General features: G+C 36.1%; 17 protein-coding genes. 6 read left to right on the top strand and 11 right to left on the bottom strand.

Going from position 1 to position 23,960, the window contains the following annotated elements:
* The first annotated feature begins 241 nt into the window (after positions 1-241).
* The 3 genes from spxB to QM512_RS08380 all read left to right on the top strand — a co-directional run bounded on the left by spxB (position 242) and on the right by QM512_RS08380 (position 5,233).
* Complete coding sequence (gene spxB / locus QM512_RS08390) at positions 242-2,050, top strand: pyruvate oxidase (protein ID WP_282805247.1); 1,809 nt, start codon at positions 242-244, stop codon at positions 2,048-2,050.
* A 145-nt stretch (positions 2,051-2,195) separates the two neighbouring features.
* On the top strand, positions 2,196-3,584 hold the full coding sequence (gene gndA / locus QM512_RS08385) for an NADP-dependent phosphogluconate dehydrogenase (RefSeq protein ID WP_282805246.1): 1,389 nt from the start codon (positions 2,196-2,198) through the stop codon (positions 3,582-3,584).
* Positions 3,585-3,679: 95 nt separating this feature from the next.
* A complete protein-coding gene (locus tag QM512_RS08380; RefSeq protein ID WP_282805245.1) occupies positions 3,680-5,233 on the top strand; it encodes a ClC family H(+)/Cl(-) exchange transporter in 1,554 nt (517 codons plus the stop codon).
* A gap of 38 nt (positions 5,234-5,271) precedes the next feature.
* Here the strand turns inward: QM512_RS08380 and QM512_RS08375 are convergent, their stop codons facing one another.
* The 5 genes from QM512_RS08375 to QM512_RS08355 all read right to left on the bottom strand — a co-directional run bounded on the left by QM512_RS08375 (position 5,272) and on the right by QM512_RS08355 (position 12,660).
* Positions 5,272-7,134, bottom strand: a complete 1,863-nt coding sequence (locus QM512_RS08375; RefSeq protein WP_282805244.1) for an endonuclease MutS2 — start codon at positions 7,132-7,134, stop codon at positions 5,272-5,274.
* A 214-nt stretch (positions 7,135-7,348) separates the two neighbouring features.
* The gene (locus QM512_RS08370) at positions 7,349-7,747 is read right to left on the bottom strand and encodes an iron-sulfur cluster biosynthesis family protein (protein WP_282805243.1); all 399 of its coding nucleotides are present in this window, start codon (positions 7,745-7,747) and stop codon (positions 7,349-7,351) included.
* Positions 7,748-7,800: 53 nt separating this feature from the next.
* The gene (locus tag QM512_RS08365; protein WP_282805242.1) at positions 7,801-9,144 is read right to left on the bottom strand and encodes an MFS transporter; all 1,344 of its coding nucleotides are present in this window, start codon (positions 9,142-9,144) and stop codon (positions 7,801-7,803) included.
* Positions 9,145-9,288: 144 nt separating this feature from the next.
* Positions 9,289-10,557, bottom strand: coding sequence for a methionine gamma-lyase family protein (locus tag QM512_RS08360; RefSeq protein ID WP_282805241.1), 1,269 nt, complete (start codon positions 10,555-10,557; stop codon positions 9,289-9,291).
* 3 nt (positions 10,558-10,560) lie between these two features.
* Entirely contained in the window at positions 10,561-12,660 is a 2,100-nt protein-coding gene (locus tag QM512_RS08355; protein ID WP_282805240.1) for a putative ornithine decarboxylase, read from the bottom strand.
* Positions 12,661-12,902: 242 nt separating this feature from the next.
* On the opposite strand from QM512_RS08355, the gene QM512_RS08350 reads away from it, so the two are divergent.
* A complete protein-coding gene (locus QM512_RS08350; RefSeq protein ID WP_282805239.1) occupies positions 12,903-14,381 on the top strand; it encodes an APC family permease in 1,479 nt (492 codons plus the stop codon).
* Positions 14,382-14,524: 143 nt separating this feature from the next.
* Here the strand turns inward: QM512_RS08350 and QM512_RS08345 are convergent, their stop codons facing one another.
* The 5 genes from QM512_RS08345 to QM512_RS08325 form a co-directional block, all read right to left on the bottom strand.
* Positions 14,525-18,226, bottom strand: a complete 3,702-nt coding sequence (locus QM512_RS08345; protein WP_282805238.1) for a mucin-binding protein — start codon at positions 18,224-18,226, stop codon at positions 14,525-14,527.
* 228 nt (positions 18,227-18,454) lie between these two features.
* Positions 18,455-20,380, bottom strand: coding sequence for a copper-translocating P-type ATPase (locus QM512_RS08340; RefSeq protein WP_282805237.1), 1,926 nt, complete (start codon positions 20,378-20,380; stop codon positions 18,455-18,457).
* Positions 20,380-20,667 carry a cupredoxin domain-containing protein gene (locus QM512_RS08335; RefSeq protein ID WP_282805236.1) on the bottom strand — a complete coding sequence of 96 codons (288 nt, stop codon included), beginning with the start codon at positions 20,665-20,667 and terminating at the stop codon, positions 20,380-20,382. The genes QM512_RS08340 and QM512_RS08335 overlap by 1 nt, the downstream gene beginning before the upstream one ends.
* A gap of 17 nt (positions 20,668-20,684) precedes the next feature.
* On the bottom strand, positions 20,685-21,062 hold the full coding sequence (locus QM512_RS08330) for a cupredoxin domain-containing protein (protein ID WP_282805235.1): 378 nt from the start codon (positions 21,060-21,062) through the stop codon (positions 20,685-20,687).
* Positions 21,063-21,074: 12 nt separating this feature from the next.
* Complete coding sequence (locus QM512_RS08325) at positions 21,075-21,509, bottom strand: CopY/TcrY family copper transport repressor (protein ID WP_282805234.1); 435 nt, start codon at positions 21,507-21,509, stop codon at positions 21,075-21,077.
* A gap of 156 nt (positions 21,510-21,665) precedes the next feature.
* Here QM512_RS08325 and QM512_RS08320 point away from each other — a divergent pair, with 156 nt between their 5' ends.
* Together QM512_RS08320 and QM512_RS08315 are read left to right on the top strand one after the other, a co-directional pair.
* Complete coding sequence (locus QM512_RS08320) at positions 21,666-22,223, top strand: beta-carotene 15,15'-monooxygenase (protein WP_282805233.1); 558 nt, start codon at positions 21,666-21,668, stop codon at positions 22,221-22,223.
* A 20-nt stretch (positions 22,224-22,243) separates the two neighbouring features.
* Positions 22,244-22,789 (top strand): hypothetical protein, encoded by a 546-nt coding sequence (locus tag QM512_RS08315; RefSeq protein WP_282805232.1) that lies wholly within the window; start codon positions 22,244-22,246, stop codon positions 22,787-22,789.
* Between the two features lie 56 nt (positions 22,790-22,845).
* On the opposite strand, the gene QM512_RS08310 is transcribed toward QM512_RS08315, so the two are convergent.
* Positions 22,846-23,796: a LacI family DNA-binding transcriptional regulator gene (locus QM512_RS08310; RefSeq protein WP_282805231.1), complete on the bottom strand. Its 951-nt coding sequence runs from the start codon at positions 23,794-23,796 to the stop codon at positions 22,846-22,848.
* Positions 23,797-23,960 lie beyond the last annotated feature (164 nt).

The raw sequence follows: 23,960 nt of genomic DNA, 5'->3' as shown, positions 1-23,960 counted from the left end.
ATTAAAGCAAAAAAACGAAAAAAGTTTTTTTGCTTTTTTTTATTGAGTATGATCACTTAATCACACCTCGAAATTGTGATTTAACGATAAGGTAGATAAAAAGATAAATAGTTTGTGAAATAATTATTTTTGATAATGCTCCAAATCTTGATCTATCAACTATGGCAAACGCTTTCAATTAGTTAATAAATGTGCTTTAATCAAGGTGTAAGAAAAATCATTAAGGAGATGCTTATCGACTATGACAAAAATTAGTGGCTCAGATGCAATGTTCCAAGTCTTATATGACTGGGGTATTGATCATATATATGGTTTTCCAGGTGGTTCATTCGACTCAACAATGAATGCAATTCATAACTGGAGAGATAAGATAAAATTTATTGAAGTAAGACATGAAGAAGCTGGTGCTTTAGCAGCTTCTGCTGAATATAAAATTAGCGGTAAGGTAGGAGTGTGCTTTGGTTCTGCTGGCCCAGGTGCTGTTCACTTGATGAATGGACTTTATGATGCAAAATACGATAAGACTCCAATGGTTGCAATTGTCGCTAATGTTCCAACAAGTCGTCAAGATATCGACTTCTTCCAAGCCTTTGATGAAAAGCCATGGTTTGATCCTGTTGCTGTTTGGAATCACCAAGCAAAAACGGCTGAATCTATTCCGGTTTTGATGGATGAAGCAATTCGCCAAGCTTATCAAAAAAAGGGCCCAGCAGTTTTAATTTTGCCTAAAGACTTTGGGTGGGATAAGATTGAAGATAACTTCCGTAATAATGCTGCGGCACATAAAGTTGTACCTAACTTCCCTGCACCTCGTAAGGAACAAATTGATAAGGCACTTGAATTGATTAATAATGCCGAAAATCCAATTGTTTACTTTGGTCATGGTGCTGAAGATGCTAGTGAAGAATTAAAGGAATTTTCTGATAAATTTAAGATGCCATTAGTTTCATCAGTACTAGGAAAGGGAATTGTTGAAGATGAATTTCCAGCATATATGGGTTCAATTGGTCGTGTTGGTGCTAAGCCAAGTAACGATATTCAAACTCATGCTGATTTAGTTGTTTGGGTTGGTAATAATTCTCCATTCTCAGTCTTCTTCTTCAATCCTAAGGCAAAGGTAATTCAAATTGATATTAATTCTGAGAGATTGGGCAAGCGCCATGCTGTGACTGTTCCAATGTTAGCAGATTCTAAGAAGACTTTACGGGCTTTAATTGATACTGGTGAAAGTCGTCCAGAATCACCATTGTACAAGGCTGCTTTGGCTGATCGTGAAAATTGGGAAGCTTGGCTTGAAAGCTTCAATGATTCTGATGAAATTCCAATGAGAGTTGAACCAATCTTTGACGTAATTAATAAAAAAGCTGCTAATGATGCAGTATTTGCTGTAGATGTTGGTAATGTAAATATTAACTTTGACCGTTTAATGCACTTACATGGTGATCAAAAGTGGACTACTTCAGGTCTATACGCAACCATGGGTTATGGTGCTCCAGCTTCCTTAGCTGCAGCAACAGTTTATCCAAATCGTGAAGTATGGAACTTAGCCGGAGATGGTGGTTTTGCCATGATGAACCAAGAGCTTTTGACTCAAGCACGCTACAACATGCATGTTATTAACGTGGTATTCACCAATGAAACTCTAGGCTACATTGAAGCTGAACAAGTTGATGAATCACACCAACCACTATCAGGTGTAAAATTACCAGATAATGATTGGGCAATGAGTGCAGAAGGTATGAATGTAAAAGGTTTTACTGTTCGTACTAAGAGAGAATTCGAAGATGCAGTAGCTGCTGCTCAACAAATGGAAGGCCCAGTTTTAATCGATTGCAAGATCACTCATGATATGCCATATTCAACTGAATTGAATACATTAGATGATCCAGCATTCGTTGCTAAGTATGATGCACAAGCTTTGAAACCATTTAGTTACTTTGCAGGTAAGTATGGTGTTGAAGCTGATGCTGCATCGGGTGCTTCTGAACATACTGAAGCAGAACCAGTTGAAGCAAAAGAAGATGCTTCGTCCGGTGCATCACGTCATTAATTTCCTAGGAAATAATTAAGTAAAGAGTTCACATAGTTGAACTCTTTATTTTTTTAATAAAAAGTAAGCAAAATTGTGCGAAATTCTTAATAAAAAAGTATACTAGTAGATGAATGAATTTTATTAAATATGTGGAGGCAAAAATATGCAACAATTTGGGGTTATTGGCTTGTCCGTTATGGGTAAAAACCTTGCCTTAAACGTTAAGAATCATGGCTACTCTGTCTCTGGATTTTCAATTGATAAGCCAGAGGTCGATGCTTTAGCAAAATATGAAGATAAAGATTTAAAGCCGACTTATACTTGGGAAGAATTTGTTAATTCATTAGAAAAACCACGTAAGATCTTAATTCAAATTATGGCTGGTAAACCAGTTGATGAGACTTTACAAAAATTATTGCCTCTTTTAGACAAGGGCGATATTTTAATTGATGGTGGTAACTCTAACTTCCACGATACTAACCGTCGCTACAAGGAAATGGAAAAGCACGGTATTCACTTTATCGGAATGGGTGTTTCTGGTGGTGAAGAAGGTGCCTTAAATGGTCCTGCTTTAATGCCAGGCGGTGATGAAAAAGCTTATGAAGAAGTATCACCAATTCTTGAAGCAATGGCTGCTAAGACTCCTACTGGTCAACCATGTGTTGGCTACATTGGACCGGCTGGTAGTGGTCACTATGTAAAGATGGTGCATAACGGTATTGAATATGGTATTATGCAGATTATTTCTGAAGTATACGATATCTTACGTACTGTTGGTCACTATTCTAATGATGAAATGAGTGAAATCTTCAAGAGCTGGGACAAGGGCGCACTTCAAGCTTACTTAATTGAAATCACATCAAAGGTATTGAAACAAAAAGATAATTTAACTGATGACCACATTATTGATCACATTTTAAATGAAGCTTCTTACAAGGGTACTGGTAACTGGATGCTTGAAGACGCAATTCGTCTTGGTGCCCCAATTACTGTTATTGCTGAAGCTGTTCTTGCACGTTTCATGTCAAAAGCAACTTTAAGAGATGATCCTGAACCAAAGATTGATCCAGAAAAGGCTCCAAAAGACTTGGTTGATCAACTTGCAAAAGCTTTATACTTAGCAATGGCTGTTTCATATGGCCAAGGATTTGAACAATTAACTATGGCCGCAAAAGCTTATAACTGGCGCTTGCACTACTCAACTATTGCTCAAAACTGGGAAGCCGGCTGTATTATTCGTTCTCAAATGCTTCATGATATCAAGTTTGCCTACAATGCTGACAAAGATTTACCAAACTTATTCAAGGCACCGTTTTTTGATAAAGTAAAGAAAGAAAGTATTGGTTCTTTGAGAGAAGTTGTTAAGATTGCGGCTGATGCTGGTGTACCAACTCCAACTCTTAGTGCAGCTTTGAACTACTTGGAATCAATCTTTAACCCACACTTACCTCAAAATATGATTCAAGGTCAACGTGATTACTTTGGTGCACATACTTATCAAAGAAACGACCGTCCAGGTACTTTCCATACTGAATGGTATGAAGAAAAATAATAGTGTTTCACATGAAACTGAAAAAGCCACTACTGTTGTAGTGGCTTTTTGCGTTAAAATAGAACAGTATCTAAAAAAATAGGACGTAGGTAAGAATGAGAAAAGAAGAAAAAAGCAATCTTAAGCTAATGCTGCAAGCACTGATTGTTGGATTAATTGCTGGTGCAGTAGTTGGCTTGTTTAGGTTCGGGATTGAAAAGACTTCGGCTTTTTGGTTAGACCTGTTTAAAAAAGCGCATAATAATCCCCTATGGTTTATTGCAATTGTTGCTGGATTAGCAGCTGTTGGAATTATAGCTGGATATTTTGTAAAGCAGTATCCTCATGTGGGTGGATCTGGTATACCGGAAGTTAAGCTGCAGCTTCAAGGGAAACTGCAACTTAAATGGTGGCAAATTCTCTGGAGAAAGCTAATTGGCGGTATTTTAGTAATTGGTACTGGCCTATTTCTAGGACCAGAAGGACCATCGCTTCAATTAGGTTCTTCTATTGGTCAGGGAGTCGGAGAAAAATTAAAGCAAAACAAGTATAATCAACGTGTCTTGCTTGCTACAGGAGCAGCTAGTGGATTATCAGCTGCCTTTGGTGCACCTTTGAGTGGAGCTTTATTTGTTCTAGAAGAAATTTTTCATAATTTTTCTCCTCGCGTCTGGATGAATGCCTTAGTGGGAGCAATTGCAGCTAACTTTATGGTATCGAACTTTTTTGGTTTGCATCATGCTTTGGGGATGCCGTATGATCACTCATTTCCAATCTATTTATATTGGCATCTGGTAATTTTAGGAATTATCTTGGGATTATTAGGTCATTTATATAAAAAAGGCCTGTTTGGCTTAAAGAAGGTCTATTTAAAAATTACCTGGCTTCCTAGATGTTTGCATGGATTAATTCCTTTGGCTATTTTGATTCCAATTATGTATTACTGGCCCTTAATCACAGGACCTGGTAACCGTCTAATTTTGACTTTACCAAAAATGATTACTCAAAGTGGGTGGGCTTTAGTTGGAATTCTAGCCTTTTACTATGTGATGAGAATCGCATTTTCGATTGTTTCTTATGATTCAGGATTACCTAGTGGTATTTTCTTACCAATTTTGACTATGGGAGCTTTGATTGGGGCTACTTATGGCACTTTGATGGTACAACTGGGGCTAATGCCAGCACGTTTGGTGATTAACTTGGTGGTCTTTTCAATGGCAGGCTATTTTGCGGCAATTATTCGGGCACCTTTTACGGCGATTATATTAATTACTGAAATGGTTGGCTCCTTACTTCACCTGATGCCGTTAGCAGTTGTTGCTTTTATTGCCTTGTTAATTGATCAGATCTTAGGTGGAAAGCCAATCTACGATAGCTTGGCAGCAGCAATGATGCCTGAGACGCATTTACAGCCAATTTCTGGTGAAGAGGATGAATTGGATATTCCAGTTTATGAAAATAGTAAATTAGTGGATCAAGAAATTAAAAATATTCAATGGCCAGATAATGTTTTAGTAAGAACCATTAGAAGGGGCAGTCAAGAAATAATTCCGCATGGTGATACAGTAATTGTAGCGGGAGACTTGCTGATTCTTGGGGTTGACCATAATCGACGGCCAGAAGCCTATGATGCAATGAGAGAATTGCAAGGTGTAGAACTTGATGGATAAGAAAAAAGGGAAGAGTGGATCTTCCCTTTTTAATTTGACTATTTTTTTAACTTTTTCCAGGCTTTTTTAGAACCACGATCTAAATCTTTCTTTAACTTATAATCTTGCCAGTTTTGAACAAATAAGAGATCAAGATTATAATCAGCAGGATAAAGTTCTTCAGCTTTTCGAACTAACCTTGCTCCCTTGATTGGCACAGTTTCGAATGTTTTATTAACAAAAATGGTAATTTGATTTGCACGATCGGAGTTTTGATAAAATAGGACCTCTTGCTTGTACTTAGGTACTTTAATACGGTCACCCTTTTTAAAAGAAATAGTAGATTTAGTTTTTTTCTGCTCTATTTTGAATTTGATATTGCTTTGCTTTAATGGAAATTTACCAGTATTTAAGAAATCATTAGCTGCTACTAAAACGTTTTGTGGCATACCGCTTTTTTCTGCTATCCAAAGCGCGCGACTAGCTCCAATTTGATTTAAAAGTAGGCTATATGTTGGCTTTAATGTATCAAGATCAAAATCCATAGCAGCAGTAATAAAAGCGGGATGCTTACTAGAGTAGTCCTTGATGGCACTATAGTGGGTAGTAGCCAAAATCAGACAGCCTTTTAGTTGCAACATTTGCAGGATTGCAATTGCTAAAGCTGCCCCTTCATTTGGGTCTGTCCCACTACCTAATTCGTCTAATAAAATCAAACTATTTTTTGTTGCATGTTTTACAATATAAGACATTTTTTTCATTTCAGCTGAAAATGTAGAAAGTGAATTATCTAGGTCTTGATGATCACCAATTGAAGTGTAAATTTCAGCCATTATTGGAATTGAGCAGGGGGATGTACTTGGCAGAAACAAACCAAATTCAGTCATCGCAATTGCTAATCCGACTGTTTTAAGAGTAATAGTTTTTCCTCCAGCATTAGGACCAGTGATTATTAAACCACGCTTGTTTGAATCTAAATTAAGTGAAAGAGGAACGGGAGCAGATAAAAGTGGGTGTCTCATTTCTTGCAATTTCAGCTGATTCTGTTCGTTTAAAGTTGGTCGTTTGCCATTAATACTTTGAGAATACTTAGCTCGAGCTAAGATACAATCAAGTTCAATGATGGTATTAAGATTGGCTTCAAATTGAGAAAGCTCTTCATAGACTTTCGCAGATAAATTGCCCAAAATTTGAGTTTCAATTAGGTAAATTTGGTTTTCGATTGCTGCTTTTTCTTGAGCTAAGCGAGCTATTTTTGTCGGTTCTATGAAGACCGTATTTCCATTATTTGATTGATCAATAATATTTCCACCAAAAGTGTGCTTGAAACTTGCTTTGACAGGAAGGGTGTAGTGATTATCTTTTTGAATGATTTGATAATCTTGCAGCATAGTCTGGTGTTTTTTACTTTGTAAATATTGCTGAAGGTTATCATGAATATTTGTACTTAATTTGCTGCTTCTTTGTCTTAATCTAGCGAGATCTTTATCTGCATTGTTTGAAACTTGTCCCCGTTCGATAGCTACATAAATGTCATTTTCTAGTTTATCTAGAATAGTTAAAGTATCACAGTAACTTGCGATAATTGGCGCATTATTTCTTTGCTTATCAAAAAAGCGTACTAATAAGCGTGTAACTCTAATGAAATCTGCTACTTGTTCTAATTCTGCTGGATTTAGGATGAAACCTTTTTTGACCTTGTTCAAAATTGGAGTAAAGGCATCTGAATTAATAAATGGAATATGTAAACCATGGTCTAAAATCCAGAGAATTTCTGTAGTTTCATTTAACAGAGCATTTACTTTAACCAGCTTAGTTGCAAGTGATTGAGTTAAAAGTGCATCTTTTGCTTCAGGTGAAACAGCGTAGTGAGCTACAAGCTTACGGATACGTGAAAATTCAATTTCGTCAATATTATTCAATTTTATTTTTTCTCCTTAAGAAAATAGATTTTAAACTTGTTTTTCTCAAGGGAAAGTAAGTTAGTCCCTTGAGACTAAAATACAATTAGCATCATATAGCAATATGTCCTTTTCTAAATTATTGATTTTAATGATATAACACTTTTAAGAAAAAAGCATTATAAATTAGGATAAATAAAAACTCTCAAATATGAATTTGAGAGTAAATCTAAAATTAACAATTCTTTTGACCGACAATTCCTTCTTTTGCTCGTTCTGCGAGAAAGCTTGCTTTAGCCATCTTTACAGCGCCCGTTAAAATGCCAGAATCATTGCGAAGACGTAAGGTAGTGTCGTGGATGTCTAAAATTAAGTTATCTCCTAAAAAGGCTAAGTCATAGTCAGAAGTATAAATTGCAAAGTTAGCGTTATTTTCAATTTTTACTGAATAGCGTGGATCGTGCTTCATTGTGTCTAGTGAAATCAACGAATAATCCATTCCAATGTTACAAGAGCCACCTTCAATGGAATAATCACCGCCACCACCGTCAACAATTAAAAGTATTTCATGTTTATCATAGCCACGATTTTTAAGAAAGTTAATCGCGTCTTGACTAATTGTCATTTTAACCATAATAATCCCTCCAATTCCTTCTAATTTTAATTTTAGGATAAAGAATTGGGGAATCAATTATTTTGTTTAAATTTTGGTGAGGTTTCAGGAGCCCAGATTAGGCAGATGATAAATGATATAAATAGTACTACTGCGCATGTAATCATGGCTAAGCTCGACCCACCTAGGTTGGTTAAAATTGGTAGTAAAAATGTACCAGCAGCTGCACCAAAACGGCTGATCGTAATACAAGTTCCGACGCCAGTTCCGCGAACTTTAATATCAAATAATTCAGTAGGGTAAGGATAATCTAGTACTAAACCAGAAGATAAAATAATTGCGAAAATACAGAAAATAAATAATTGAAGATTACTGTTGATATTTTTATCAATGGCTAGAAAGCCGATTAGAATACTAGAAAGCAAAAAGTTACTAATTAAAAATGCACGACGACTAATCTTATTAAAAATCAAGATTCCGAAAAGCACGCCAATGAACATACCGCCATTGTAGATGATACCGGAAACTTTTTGATCAGTGACATGCATACTTTCTAACAGAATTGGAAGAAAGATGCTAATACCAAAGAATGCAAAAGCTTGGCAGGCATAAAAAAGACCACCGACTAGAGTTCGACGCAAATATTTCCCGGAAAATAATATTGTCCAAGAAACTTCTTTGACTGGTTTTGCCTTTTTGAGTTTCTTAGGAATACCCCATTTGCGACCCATGTGTTTTCTGATAACTTTATTAGCTTTTTTAACTTTACCGCGACTTGCAAGCCAGCTGGGTGAAGCAGGCAGAGGGAAAATAGATCTGAAAAAAGCAGCAATAAATGCTGGAATTGCTCCAGTTGCTAAGATGATTTGCCAAGTATAAGAACCAAATCCAGTAACAAAAGATCCAGTTACATAGGATGCAATAAAACCCAATGTCCAGTAGATTAATAATTGACTTTGTCTTTTGCTGTCTTCGCCTTTAGGAAGCCACTCCGTTAAGAGTGCATTTCCGACTGTGTAATCGACCGCAATCATTAGCCCAATCAGGATTCTGATAATAAAAAGAATAGGCAGGTTATTTGTGAGCAATTGCGTTAGAGATAAAATACCTAAAATATACATATTGAGCATCAATAATTTTCGTCTACCGATCTTGTCGGATAGACGTCCAATTAAAATGCTTCCTGCTAGTCCAATTAAAGATCCAGCACCGATCAAACCAGTCCATAGATCACTGATATTGAGGTATTTACTAGCGTTTGAAAGTGCAGTACCCGAAATACCTAAAGCAAAGCCGCAAGCTATCTGTCCTAAAACTACGGCAACGAATACCCGTAGGTGAATAGGCATTAAGGGAGCCTTTTTATAATTTTTTACCTCTTTGACATTTTTTGTATTAGATTGTTTTTCGTTTTGCATAATATGAGCTAAATCATTTAGATTAGCTCTAAAAAAAACCTCCTTGAAAAATTAAAGTATATATTTCACCCTAACAAAAATTTTTAATTGATGCAAAAACGGTCAGCGAAAATCACTGGCCGTTTTTGGGTATGTTAGTTAATATTAGTCCTTTTTATAGAAAGTCTCTTCTACTGCATGAGTGATTGCAATTTTATCATGAGCGTAAGACAAGCCACCTTGAATGTAAAGACGGTAAGGTGCACGAAGGGGACCATCTGAAGATAATTCAATTGTCGATCCTTCAGTAAAACTACCAGAAGCCATAACGACATCATCTTCATAACCATCTTGGTGGTATGGAATAGGATCAACAAATGAGTTCATTGGTGAATAATGTTGAATTGCAGCACAGAATTTAACCATTGGATCTGGTTCGCCGAAAGTTACTGTTTGAACGATATCGGTTCTTGGATCATTCCACTTAGGAGCAACTTTCATACCCATCTCTTCGCAAAGAGCGGCAGTATAAATCATACCTTTTAGAGCTTCACCAGTAGTGTGGGCTGCCATAAAGAAGCCTTGGTACATATCTCTTAAGTAACCCCAAGTAGCGCCTTCGCCTTTACCAGCGCCAGGTACGTTAAGACGAGAACCAGCACCTTCGATAAGATCCTTTTTACCAACTAAGAAAGCACCAGCTTTAACGATACCAGCACCGGCATTCTTAAATAAAGATCCTGCCATCATATCAGCACCGTAGAAAGTTGGTTCTTCGGTTTCAGAAAATTCACCATAGCAGTTATCAACGAAAATCTTTACATCAGGACGAACTTCTTTGATGAATTTAAGCATCTTCTTGATTTTTTCCATGGTAAAGCTTGCACGTACGGCGTAACCAAGAGAGCGTTGAATCGTTACGACTTTGATCTTAGGATCTTGCAAGTCTTTTCTAGCTTGGTCATAGTCTACTTCGCCATTATCAAGTAAATCGGTATGCTTAAAGTCAATACCCCATTCTTTCATGTTACCTGGTTTGTTACCAGCTAAACCAATAACTTCTTGAATTGTGTCGTATGGCATACCCGTTAAGTAGTAGAGGGTATCACCAGGACGAAGCATACTGAAAAGTCCAACAGCAATTGCATGAGTTGCTGAAGAAAATTGTGGACGTACTAATGCGTCATCAGTCTTAAAGTAGTCCGCATACATTGCTTCAAGCTTATCGCGGCCTACATCATCATAGCCGTAACCAGTTGAAGGGACTAAGTCTTCTTCTCCTACGCGGTGCTTTCTAAACAAGTCTAAAACGCGTTGTTGATTATAAAATACTTGCTCGTCAATTTCTTCTAGACGAGACTCGATCATTTTATCAACTTTATCGACTTTTTCTTTTAATTCTGTTGGTAAGTTTTCTTTCCAAGATAAAACCATTACTTAATTCTCCTTTAATACTTCTGCTTGTACTATTATTTTACCATCTGATTTTTGATCCCAGTAGACTCCTTGAATTTCAGGAACAAAGCCAGGAAAACGCTCGATTGCTCCTACCAAAACCTCAAAGTACTTTTGGTCAATAGAACTCCATTTTTCTCCAGGAGCAACAATAAAGACTCCTGGTGGGTAAGGAAGAGCACCTTCGGCCGCAATTCTTCCTTGAACATCATCCAAGTTAACTAGCTCGCTTTCATTTTTCATAAATAGATAGTCAGCGTGTTCAGGAGTCATTGGATAGTTTTGCATATTTGGTTTAGCAAATAGTTCTTGTTGCAGGGTGAACGTTTTATTTCCCCGGTAATAATTATGCATTTCTTGGCAAAGCTGCTTTAAAGTATATCCTTTGTAGCGATCACCGTATACTTTGGCTAATTTAGGCAATACTTTTTCTAAGGGAGCATCTTCGTCATAGTATTGTTCAAACTCTAAGAATGCGTTAAGAAGCGTATCTAATTCAGCTTTGGTATCACCAGGTGTAAGCAGGAAGAGAAGGGAATACAAGTCATCTTTTGCACGAATGATGCGTTTTTCCATTAAGAATTCAGCTACTACTGGACCAGGAATTCCTACATCTTCATATTTTGAGTTTTTAACATCAATACCAGGTGTGACTACAGTAATCTTTAATGGGTCAATAATTGCCTGACCTGTGGCAATTTTACTGAAGCCGTGCCAAAGATTATTGGGTTCTAAGTTCCAGTATTTTTCATTTGTTGCTAATTCGTCAGTACTAATATTTTCAAAATTATCAATTACTAATGGTCTAAATAATTTTGATTTTCTAATTAGTTCTTTACGCCATTCAATTCCTAAACGCAAAATTTTGTCCCACCATTTTTTATTGCCTTTGCCGCTTGTTAAGTATGAATTAACGGTTAAGGAAGCATAGAGGGGATATGAATAACTGGAAGTTACGAATTTAAGATAAGCGTGGTTAAAGTGCTTGTGATCGACATAACGCTTTTGACCTTTTAGATGCGCATCTTTCTTTAAAATCTGAGAAGCTTGTCCCATACCGGCTTGTTGCTTATGAAGCGATTGCGTTACTAAAATTCCTGGATCTTCTGGTCCAAATTCTAAGTTGAGGGGAGATAAATGATTCATAATTGGTATGAATTGTTCAAATCCGCCCCAAGCACAGTCAAAAAGAATATAATCACAAAGTTTGCCGATTTTATCAATCATCCATTTTGCGTCGTAAAAAAGTCCGTCATAAGTTTCTGATTGGATAATGGCTAATCTAAATGGACGTTTGGCCTTAGCCTTTTCAGGATCAACTTTAGCGACTTCTGCTCTAATTTTTTCTTCACTTAAAAAGTTGGGATCCATTTCTCCGATTAAGCCAAGAGCATTTCGGTCAGTTGGAATATATACCGGTTTAGCTCCGCTCATAACCAAGGCGCTGTTATAGAGTGACTTGTGGTTATTACGGTCAAAAAGAACAAGATCGTCTTTTGTAAGAAGTGCACTAGCACAAATTGAGTTAGCACTAGTGGTTCCGTTAGTACAAAAGTAAACTTTATCAGCGTGATATGTTTTGGCGGCTTTTTGTTCAGCAGTTAAGGGAGTACCTTCGTGCGTCATAGTATCGCCTAGTTCAGGTACAGTGTCACTAGTATCTGCGAACATCAGGTTCTTGCCAAAGAAGCGATTGAAAACAACGCCAGCAGGATGTTTTTCATAATATAAGCCGTTGTGGTGACCAGGAGTAGTAAAGCTTACTGGATGATCTTGTGCAAAGTTGACTAGGTCAGTTAAAAAGCCTGGGACCATTTCTTTAGTATAGTTATTTGCAGCGTTAATTATTTCTTCTTTTTCATCGTTAGAAATTGTTTCATGTGAAACTTTAATAATAGGAATTCCAAGGCCAGAAGTTTTTTGTAAATCTTGAGCAGCTTTAAGACTATCTTGGTCAGCCTCTGTTACTACTATTGCGGCAAGTTCACTAGCTTGAGGAGTATCGTTCAAATTAGTAGTTTGCCATGAATTAAAATCATTATTTTTAAGCTCATTGCTTAATGCAATTTTTAGAAAATTCATTTAATCACCTTGTTTTCCTACTGTATTTTCTAAAATAGACTTGCAAAATTTTTATAAATCTTTATAATTTTGTGCGAACGTTTTTGTACGCAATTTATTTGCAAGAATACTACGGCATAAATTATAGCGATTTATAGAGGATTTCTACAAGTGAATTTGAATACTTTAATGATAGTTTTGAAGCCTCCAAATTTAAGACTTTGGATTTAGATAAATATTTTGATTTTGGGGGAAATTAAAAATTGGATAAACCAGATGTCTTAAGTGATTTAGAACCGAATAAAAAACATTATATGAGTTGGCCAGTTATTGCGCTGATTGACTTCGTAACGATTATTAGTTTTGAAAATATCTTCTATCCATTTCAAAACCAAGGTCTTTCAGTTGTAATTTCTTGGATCTTTCTTTTATTTACTTATGTTATTCCTTACGCATTGATTAGTAGTCAGATGAGTTTGACTTTTGATAATCAGGATGGTGGACTTGCTTCTTGGGTAAGAAGAAGTACAAATGATACTTTGGGTTATTGGACCTCTTGGATGTATTGGGTGCAGAGTGTGCCATATATCGTCGATGTATCAAACTCAGTTATTGTTTCATTTAGTTGGATGATCTTTGGAAACAACAGTTTAGACAAGAAAATGTCAACTTTCTGGTTCGGAATTTTAACTTTTGTGATCATCCTGATCTTCATTTTGTTAGAAAACAAACTTCGTAATTCACTAGAAATTCTTTCTTTAATTGGTGGGGGAGCAATGTTTATTATGTCTATGCTCTTTGTTTTACTTGCTGCATGGTCAGTAATGCATGGACACCATATTGCGACTCAACCTTTTAATTGGGGAGCTTTTAAGCCTTCATTTAGCTTGAATTATTTCTCAACTACTGGTCTTTTGATCTTTGCTATGTCAGGTGCTGAACTTGCTGCACCTTATGTACAACAAATGAAGAATCCGAAGAGAGACTTTCCTAAGGCAATGTGGATGCTTGCCATTATGACTGGATTCTTAACAATCTTTGGAACATTAGCTTTAGCAATGTTCTTTAACGCTCATCATATTCCACATGATTTCAAGATGAACGGCCCTTACTATGCCTTCCAATTGCTTGGTGAAAGTTTAGGTGTAGGTAAGCTGTTGATGTATATCTTTGCTGTTGTACAAGCAATCTTTATGATGGCTCAACTTGCCGTATTACTAGATGCTTCAAGTCGTGTTTTTGCTGGAGATGTTGGCTCTAAGTTCATGCCTAAGTGGCTTACTGAAAAGAAGAGCAAGAGTGGTCGTCCAGTTCACTCTTATACGTTTACTGTCGGACTTAGTTTATTCTTGCTATTATTAACTGGAACTTTACCTAACATTAATACCATTTATAATTGGCTTTTGAATGTTAATGGAATTATTTCACCATATAAGACTTGTTGGGTATTCTTTGCCTTTGTTGCAATGAGAATTCACCAAGATAAGTATCATTCTGATTATGTATTTATTAAGAATAAAGCTGGTGCGTTAACTGTTGGTGGTTGGTGTCTACTATTTACTTTTGTCTGTGCTACGTTAGGATTTATTCCTCAAAACGTCGCAGTAGGTACTAAGGCATTTACTCATCAATTATGGATGAACATTATTACTGTCGTTGTATTATTTGGTTTAGGTTTCGTTTTACCATGGCTGCGTAAACTTGAACAAAAGCGTGAAGAAGAAATGACAGTCGAAGAATAATTAAAAAAATCAGAAATTGAAAAATCCTATTAAATCTTGGTATTAATAAACCTTGATTTAATAGGATTTTTATTTTGATTAAAAGTTTAAAATCATCAAAAAATAGACTTTTTTCAGATATCTCTTTATATTTTTAGGCTAATTTATTTAGTAATAAAATTATTATTCTTTCTTTTCTCACCTCCAAGTAATCCTAAAAGTAGGCCTAATCCTACGACGGCTAATCCAATTAATTGACCTTGATTTTCTTTTCTTCCAGTTTGTGGAAGTGATGACTTCTTTTGTGAAGCGGCAGGTCTAGAGACTATATTTTTGTCAGTCTTTTCAACATTATGAGTTTTAATGGGGTTGAATAAAACTGAAGAATCTAAATTATTATTTTGAGTAGTAGTTTTTGTTGGAGCATGTTTAGGCGTAGCAAGAATAGTAGACTTATTTGGAACCATTGTATCTGGAATATATTTAACAGGAACGTTTTCTCCTGGTTTACCAGGAACAGAATCTACAGGCTCACCCGGCTTACCAGATTCTGGATGATAACCGGGAACGTCAGGAACTTGACCAGGAGTAGTTTCACTAGGGTTATCAGGATTGGTTGGGAATTGTGGTTGTGGAGCATCAGGGATTGGTTTACCATCTGGACCTACTGGAATGATATGACCATTTGGAGTGTAAGTAACAGTAATTACAGCATTAGGATTTTCCTTAGTTACTGTTGCTCCACCGGCGGTAGTTTCAGTTGTAGTGTAACCCTTAATAACAGGAGTATTGATCTTGCCAAATGTGTGATCTCCAGTTAAGTTAGTAGCTTTTTGAACATTAGGACTTTCGATTTCCTTGCCCGTAGTTCCATCAACAAACTTAATAGTTTGAGAACCAGTGTAAGTTTCAGGAGTTGGAGTGTCTGGAACATATTTCACAGGAACATTCTCACCAGGTTTACCCGGAACAGGATTTACTGGTTCGCCAGGTTTACCAGATTCTGGGTGGTAACCAGGAACATCAGGAACTTGACTAGGAGTAGTTTCACTAGGGTTATCAGGATTGGTTGGGAATTGTGGTTGTGGAGCATCAGGGATTGGTTTACCATCTGGACCTACTGGAATGATGTGACCATTTGGAGTATATGTCACAGTAATTACAGCATTAGGATTTTCCTTCGTTACTGTTGCTCCACCGGCGGTAGTTTCAGTTGTAGTGTAACCCTTAATAACAGGAGTATTGATCTTGCCAAATGTGTGATCTCCAGTTAAGTTAGTAGCTTTTTGAACATTAGGACTTTCGATTTCCTTGCCCGTAGTTCCATCAACAAACTTAATAGTTTGAGAACCAGTGTAAGTTTCAGGAGTTGGAGTGTCTGGAACATATTTCACAGGAACATTCTCACCAGGTTTACCCGGAACAGGATCTACAGGATCGCCAGGTTTACCATTTTCAGGGTGATATCCTGGTACTACTGGAACTTCACTTGGTGTTGTTCCTGTTGGGGTATCCGGGTTAGTAGGGAACTGAGGCTGTGGAGCATTCGGAATTGGTTGATCATCGGGACCAACAGGAATTACATGACCATTTGGTGCATACGTTACCACAATTGTCTTATTCAAGTCATCCGGAGTAATTGTAGCCCCACCAGCGACAGTCTTATCTGCATGATAGCCCGCTACTACTGGAGTATCAACGTTACCAAATGTATGACTAGAAACATTCCAACCAGTTTCACTAACAATTTGACCAGTTACCTTATCAACCGTAGCGCTCTTAGTGAAAGTGAAATGTTGAATATTATCAGCTGGTGTCTTATTACCAGCACCTTCATAATGAATTGTTTGAGAACCAGTTGCTTCTAAAGCATTCTTAGCAGTTCCGTCTGGCCACTTTGGACCGTCTGGATCATTAGGATTAATAGGTTGGCCCGGATTTCCTGGATTGTCTGGCGTTACAGGAACAAGTTGATGTTCAACATCAATAACAATATTTTGAGCACCTTTACTAATAGTAGTTGGAACTATTACATCTGGATTAAGAACTTTATAACCTTTGTTTTCAAGATCTGTAATTACAGTCTTCTTATCATACGTGAATCCAGTACCTACATCTTGCTCCCCACTGCTCTTACCATATTGAGGTAAGTTCACGTTGTCTGTGACATCGTGAACTGTAACAGTGATTGAACCTTGTTCGATTGGAACATAGATTACTTTTGTATCTGTACCGGGAGCAGTTGGTGTTACTGTTGAGACTTCCGGTGTATATCCTGGGATATTTGGAACTGGTTCATTTGGCTCTACTGCACTAGGATTAGTAGGACTATTAGTATATTGCGGAGTAGGTGCGTTTGAAATTGGAGTACCATCAGGTGTTACAGGAATTATATGACCTAATGGATCATATTTAAGTTCAATATTACTTGTTTGTTCTACATATGGATTAGGAAAGACATAGGATCCATTATCAATATTTAATTGTGTAGGGCCATCTTTAGACATTGTGGAAGGATAGACAATACCCTTTAAATTATTTGGATCATATTTTTGTACATTATTGATATAAACATCAACTTGCATAACACCGTTAGAATTTATTTGATGCCATACTTCTTTTATTAGTTGTCCACTTTGAGAAACCCATTCATTAGTGTAAGTTCCACCATTTTTATATTGAGAAATAACACCGTGATCTCTTTCTTTATTAACTAAGTAATAGCCTTTTATAATTTTTTCAGCTGCAGGATCAACTTGATATATTTGTCCTGTTAATCCATTTGACTCAATGGTTGGCGTATTTGGCATAGGTTGTCCAGTTTGAGCATCAACGTAAGTGATAGTTTGGGTAACATTGGTTGGTGTCGTATCTCCCCAGGCATTTGAAACATTTGAGGATGAAAATGGATTAGGATCACTTGAGTTAATTATAGAATCATACTTACCATAACCAAATGTAAATGCTAAGCCGAAATTATTATTATTTTCATTAACGCTAATACCATTTGGGCCGAAATTATAGATTACTAAATTTGAAGATGGATATGGACCGACTCCAGTATAGTTTACGTATTGGTCTACATTAATTGCATCGTTAGCATATACTTCTGAATAATTATTATTAGTGATGTAATAATTTAGTTTATTTCCAGGATTATTTCTATCGGTAGTAAGAGTAATAAGCATATTTAAAGGTGTATAAGCATTATTAGTCAATTGTCCGTTAGTTAAAGTAAATTGGTCAAATATGTATTGAGTTGTAGGCACGATACCATGGGTATCAGGATAATTAGGTGCGTCACTAATAGTTGTATCTGTGTTAAGAGTATCAGCTTTTTCAGTATTTTCCCTATCATTAACACTAGGGTCATTTATTGTGGAAGCACTATTTTCTTGATTATTTGAGCTTTCTTGAGTATTAGGTTGAGATTGACTTATAGCATTGTTTTTGGTTAATAGAGTTTGATTTTTTGAGCTACTCTCTATGTCTGGAGTGGCTTGCTTAACAGCTGAGATTGTATTAGAGCTAACTGGTTTAAGTTCACTGGTTGTAGCTTTATGCTCCAATTTAGCTGTATTAGTATCGATTGTCTGATTAGCAGATTGTAAGTGATTATTTGAAGACGGATTAGAAGTGTCACTATTACTTCTGGCAACTACTTTTGAACTGTCTTTAGTAGATACTACAGTGCTATCTTTTTCAGCCAAAGTATCCGCATGAGCAACTTGTGTGGATTGGACACCAAAAATAAATGAGCCAATTAACACAGAGACTGCTCCTATAGAAAATTTTCTAATTGAAAATCTATCTTGTCGATCCTCCATTTTACGGAGACGTTCTTTAAAATTATTTTTTGACAACATATTATTCTCCTTTTTAACATCCACTGATTTTGACTACCAGCTTTATTATAGGAGGAGGGTATCCCAACTTTAAATAAAACCACTCATAAAATGAAAAGGATTGCAAAAAATAGGATGAACAGCAAATTGGAGCAAAAATTAAGAAAATAAAAAATCAGCTCATATCGTTAAGATAGAACTGATTTTTTATTTGAGGAAAACTAATTATCACTATAAAAATAAATTACATTAGTTAGTTCCGGCAATTTTTGCTTTATTCAAAAGTAATGAGCTACCGACAACAGAAACGGATGAAAAGGCCATAGCTAAACCTGCTAGTTCAGGACTTAGTGTAAAGCCTAAACCAACGAATAATCCAGCAGCAATTGGAATGCCAATTGTGTTATAGATAAGCGCCCAGAAAAGGTTTAACTTGATACGGTTGAAGGTCTTCTTTGAGATATCTAGGGCACGCACTACACCGCGTAAATCATTTTGAACTAAGACAATACCACCAGAATCAATTGCAATATCAGTACCAGAGCCCATGGCAATTCCAACATCAGCTGTTGAAAGAGCAGGAGCGTCATTGATACCATCCCCAACAAAGGCTACCTTGTCGCCATGTTGTTGAAGTTCTTGAATATGCTCAGCTTTTTCGTTTGGTAAAACACCAGCAATAACTTGATCAATCCCAACTTCATTAGCAATTGCTTGAGCAACTTTTTCATTATCACCTGTAAGCATTACTGTCTTTAATCCACGTTTCTTAAGTTCGCTGATAGCTTCTTTAGAGCTTGGCTTAGGAACATCTTGAATAGCAATTAAGCCAATAATTTCACCATTTAAGCCGACATAAACAACTGTTTTAGCTTCTTCTTGTAATTTTGTAGCTTGCTGATTCATTTCCTGGGAAATATTGACATCAGCTAATAAACGATTACTTCCAACAAAAGCTGTTTGATCATGGTAATTAGCCTTAACGCCTTTACCTTCGATTGCTTCAAAGTCGCTAACTTTTTCGATTTGCAATTTTTCAGAATCTGCTTTTTTAACAATCGCCGTAGCAAGTGGATGCTCAGACGATTCCTCAAGACTTGCAGCAATAGTTAAAACTTGTTTTTCGTCACCGACAATATCAGTAACTTCAGGTTTACCAACAGTGATAGTACCTGTTTTATCAAAGACAACAGTATTCAAGTCACTAACTTCTTGAAGAACTTCACCGTTCTTAATCAAAACTCCCATTTTAGCGCTACGAGCAGTACCAACCATTAAAGCAGTTGGAGTAGCAAGTCCTAAAGCACATGGGCAGGCAATGACTATAACGCTAACGGCAAATAACATGGCTTCTACAGCAGTCGCACCTAAAAATGAGTACCAGATAATGAAAGTTAAAATAGCAATAATCATTACGGCTGGAACAAAGATATTAGATATCTTATCTGTCAAATTTTGAATTGGAGCATGACTAGTTTGAGCTTTTTTAACCAAGTCAACAATTTGAGCGAGCATTGTATCAGAGCCAACTTTAGTGGCTTTGAAAGTGATTGTACCGTTACTATTAATAGTTGAACCTACAACTGTGTCGCCAACTTTTTTAACAACTGGCATACTTTCACCAGTAACCATTGATTCATCAAGCGTTGTAACACCTTCTAAGATTTCGCCATCGACTGGAATCTTTTCACCTGGCTTAACGCGAATAATATCGCCAACTTTAACTTGATCAAGTGGAACTTTAACGAACTTACCATCTCTTTGAACTTCAGCATCTTTTGCTTGCAAGCCCATCAATTTACCTAGAGCGTTTGATGCGTTATCGTGCATCTTTTCTTCCATAGCATCGCCAAGTAGGACAAAGACAGTAACAAAGGCTGCACTTTCAAAATAAACCGGGCGATTAGTAATCATTGCAAAGATACTGTAAAAGTAAGCAACTGCTGTACCTGTAGCAACTAAGGTATTCATATTAGCGCTATGCTTTTTAAAAGCAGCAATTGCACTTTTCCAATAAGGAAGAGCAGAAATTGCCATAATGATTGTAGTTGTAATAAGTGCAATCCAGTTATATCCTGGCATCATCCAATGAAAGGGCATTGCAAACATTTGAATAAGCATTGGGATGGATAGAATGAAAGATATCCAGAATCTTTTGATGTTTGATAACTTCATTATTTAACAACAACCTTCCCATGAAACATGTCCATTCCGCAACTCCACTTATATGTAGTAGGCTTGTCGGTAGGGATATTTACGATGACTTCTTTTTTGCCATCAAGTTTGTCATCTATATTCAAGTCTTTGAAAACTATTTCGTTCATGCAGCCCATATTATCAGAAGGAATAAATTTTAATTGGGCTGGTTTACCTTGCTTAAAAGTAATGGTATCTGGTTTATAACCATGATTTTCTGCGTTGACAACAACTTTTTTGGTTTGATTTTTTGAAAAAATACTCATTTTAATAGATCCTTTCTTTATTTAACGATGACTTTTCCGTGGAACATATCCATTCCGCAAGCAAAGTTATAAGTTCCGGCCTTATCTGTCGGAATATTGACAGTAGTAATTTTTTGCTTAGTTAGGTCTTTATTAACTCCTAGTTGTTCAAAGACAACGTGGGATAAACAGGCGGTTGAATCCCGCATATCAAAGTTAACCTGGGCTGGAACTCCTTTTTTGAGAATTACAGTTGAAGGAGAATATCCACCATTTACAACAATTGTTGCAGTTTGTTCATCATTGACAATAGTTCCAGTTCCTGCAGCTTCTTTGTGTTTACCGAAGAACCACCAGACAATAAAGCCGATTAGAATGATGCCAATGATTAATGTGATAATTTGACTAATGTTCATTTTTATTTCCTCCTAGCAGATAGTAGATCCCGATTTTAAGCAATTGCAGGGAACCATATCAGGTGCTGTTTTTTCTTTTTGACTAATTTCTTCTTGCATCTTCATTAAATCACCTTTAGAAATAGGAGAGTCCTCTAGAAGCTTTAGGATTACTTCGCCCTTATGCATATTGCACATTCTGTTTAATAAGGCTTTGGCTTCGTTGTACATCATATCTGTTTGACTAACAGTAGCAGTATAGGTGTAACGACGTCCTTCATGCTTAGCTGTTAACCAACCTTTTTGAACGAGGCGTCTAATTAATGTCTTGATAGTTGAATCAGACCAATCTTTTTTAGCTTGGAGCTCTTTTAGAATTTGATTCGTATGAGTTTCACCTAGTGTCCAGACAATGCGCATTACTTCCCACTCACTGTCTGAAATAGAAGATAATTTTTTTTCGTTCATTATTACTCTCCTTTCGTTTACATTTGTAATCATATATCTCAACGTTTACACTTGTCAACAATAAAATCTTCTTGGTTTATATAAAAATATAATTAGAATATTGTTAAAATAAATATTTCATAGTAAAATCTAAACAAATAATAAGAGGTGAGTAGGATGGATGATAAAAGATGGATTGAATTAGCCAAAAGGAAAAAACAGGATAAGTATTTTGGAATTATCAGCTTACTGATTGTAGTTATGATGGTCTTTTTTACTGTAAAAAACATCGGCTGGCTACTCACTTTTATTGTGGTGGCGGTTATTCTTTATTTCTGGATTGATGTTGAACAGATGCTAGAAGATAGCAAGGTAATTAGGCGCACGCAAAAGAGTATCTTTGTTGTTCTTGGGGCAGCTTATGAACTTATGAGTATTATTTTTGCTTTTACTAATTTAGATTTTTTATTGGTAGCATTTGGAATTATCAGTGCTGGATATTTAGGATTTAAAACTAATGCAGTCTTGCGTAAAGACCTGAAGAACGAAAACTTAAAGTTTGCCGATAGCATGATAGCAACTTTTTTAGGAATAATAGTTGCGTCATTAGTAGTTGCATTAGCTCCACGAGATATTCTTTGGCTGTTTCTGTTAATTTTTGCTTCGGCGTATAACTTACTTCACTTGATTGTCAGAATTAAGATTGAGCACGATGGAACGAATCGAAAATTATAGGATCGGATAGGGATGATTGGATGCGTCCAGATTTAATTGTTAAGAATAGAAAATTAAACCGTCTTATTGGTGTGATTGGAGTAATTCTGAGCGTTGTCATTCTGCTTTTAGCTTTTAGAAATTTAGGCTGGCTGTATCGACTAGTAGGTTTATGCGCGATTACTTATTATCTTGTTGATATAGAACAAGGTTTAGAAGAAAGCCATGCGGTTACCAGATCGGTCCGGATTATACTGATGATCATCGGCGTCTTGTATATAGGATTAAGCATGGTATGTGTTTTTGTGAATGTTGACGTGCTATTAAGACTATTTGGACTAGCTGGTGCAGGATATTTAGGCTTTAAGTCGTATCAATTAGTGAGAGTCGGAATATTTAATAAGAAATTGAAGCTAGCTGATAGTCTAGTTGCAATATTTTTAGGTGTTTTTCCAGCTATTTTGTTAATTATTTATGCATTTTGGTACTTTTGGCTGATTTTACTAGCATTTACCTTGCTGTATAACTTAGTTCATTTGATTGTTAGAATTAAAATTGAACGCGGTCCAACGAATCGTGAATTATAAAAGAAAAAGGTAGCATCTCCGATTGCTTAGTCGAGATGCTACCTTTTTATGTGTAATTAGTCTAGTAACGTTACTGGAAAAATATACTCTGGCTCAAAGTGCTTACTTGGATGATAAATTTTTTTAATCAAAATCTCGCACATCAATTTTGCAATATCTTCAATTGGTTGCTTAACCGTAATTAATTCTGGAAAGAAACTATGAATGAAGTCTGTTCCATCAAAACCGGTAATTAAAGGATGATAGTTCATTTCATCAGTATGTTGCTTGACTAATAAGGCGGTAACGTCATCGGTGCAACAAATTGCATCAAATTTTGGTAAGTCGATAATTTGTGCAATTTGGATTTTTTTAACCATCATTGAACTCTCGAAATCAATATATGTTGTTTTTACATTAACCTTATAGTGATTAAATACCGAAAGCATCCCTTTAAGGCGGTCATTAAGAGGGTATAAGTCCGCGCGATTTCCCGATAGAATTAGGATATTTTTTTTGCCAAGACTTAAAACTTTTTGTGCAATTTTATAGCCGCCATCTAAGTTATTACACTTAAGGACCGTAACTTTGTCTAAATGACGATCAAATGAAACTATAGGTAAGTGTTCATTGGCGTCTTTATCTGAAATGGGTAAGTTCGAAGAAGTTATAATACCTGAGATTTTTCCCTTTTTTAAGGCATCTAAATAAGGAAGTAATGTATGTGTGGAATCATTGTCTATTTTTAGTAAACTTAAGTAATTTTCTTTAGACAGATTTTTTTCAATTTCTTGATAAAATTTTGCGTAGAGTGGGTTAGTTATGGAAGGGAGGATAACCTCAACCACCTTATTTTGCGTATGATTGACTAGATGATGTTGGGGTAAGTGATAGCCAGTACTTTTAATAGCTGCTTCTACTAATTTTCTAGTTTCTGGAGCAACGTAGCCATTTTGATTAATAACGCGTGAAACTGTAGCAATAGATACTTGAGCTTTTTTGGCGACATCAGTAATTGATACTTTCATTTTTACCTCTCACCTGAAAATTTACATATCAAAATACACTTATATTATAGGCTTTATAAAAGTAATAATGTAAAAAAATGAAAACAACTACAAATAGATAGATAATCGGTATTCTATAAGTGTAACAAATGTAAGCGCTTAATAATAAAAAGATAAGGGAATAA

The organism is Lactobacillus isalae, from assembly GCF_947539375.1.
In the GTDB taxonomy this organism is placed as follows: domain Bacteria; phylum Bacillota; class Bacilli; order Lactobacillales; family Lactobacillaceae; genus Lactobacillus; species Lactobacillus isalae.
The sequence above is the reverse complement of the archived record's forward strand: the minus strand, read 5'-3'. Positions and strand labels throughout refer to the sequence as shown.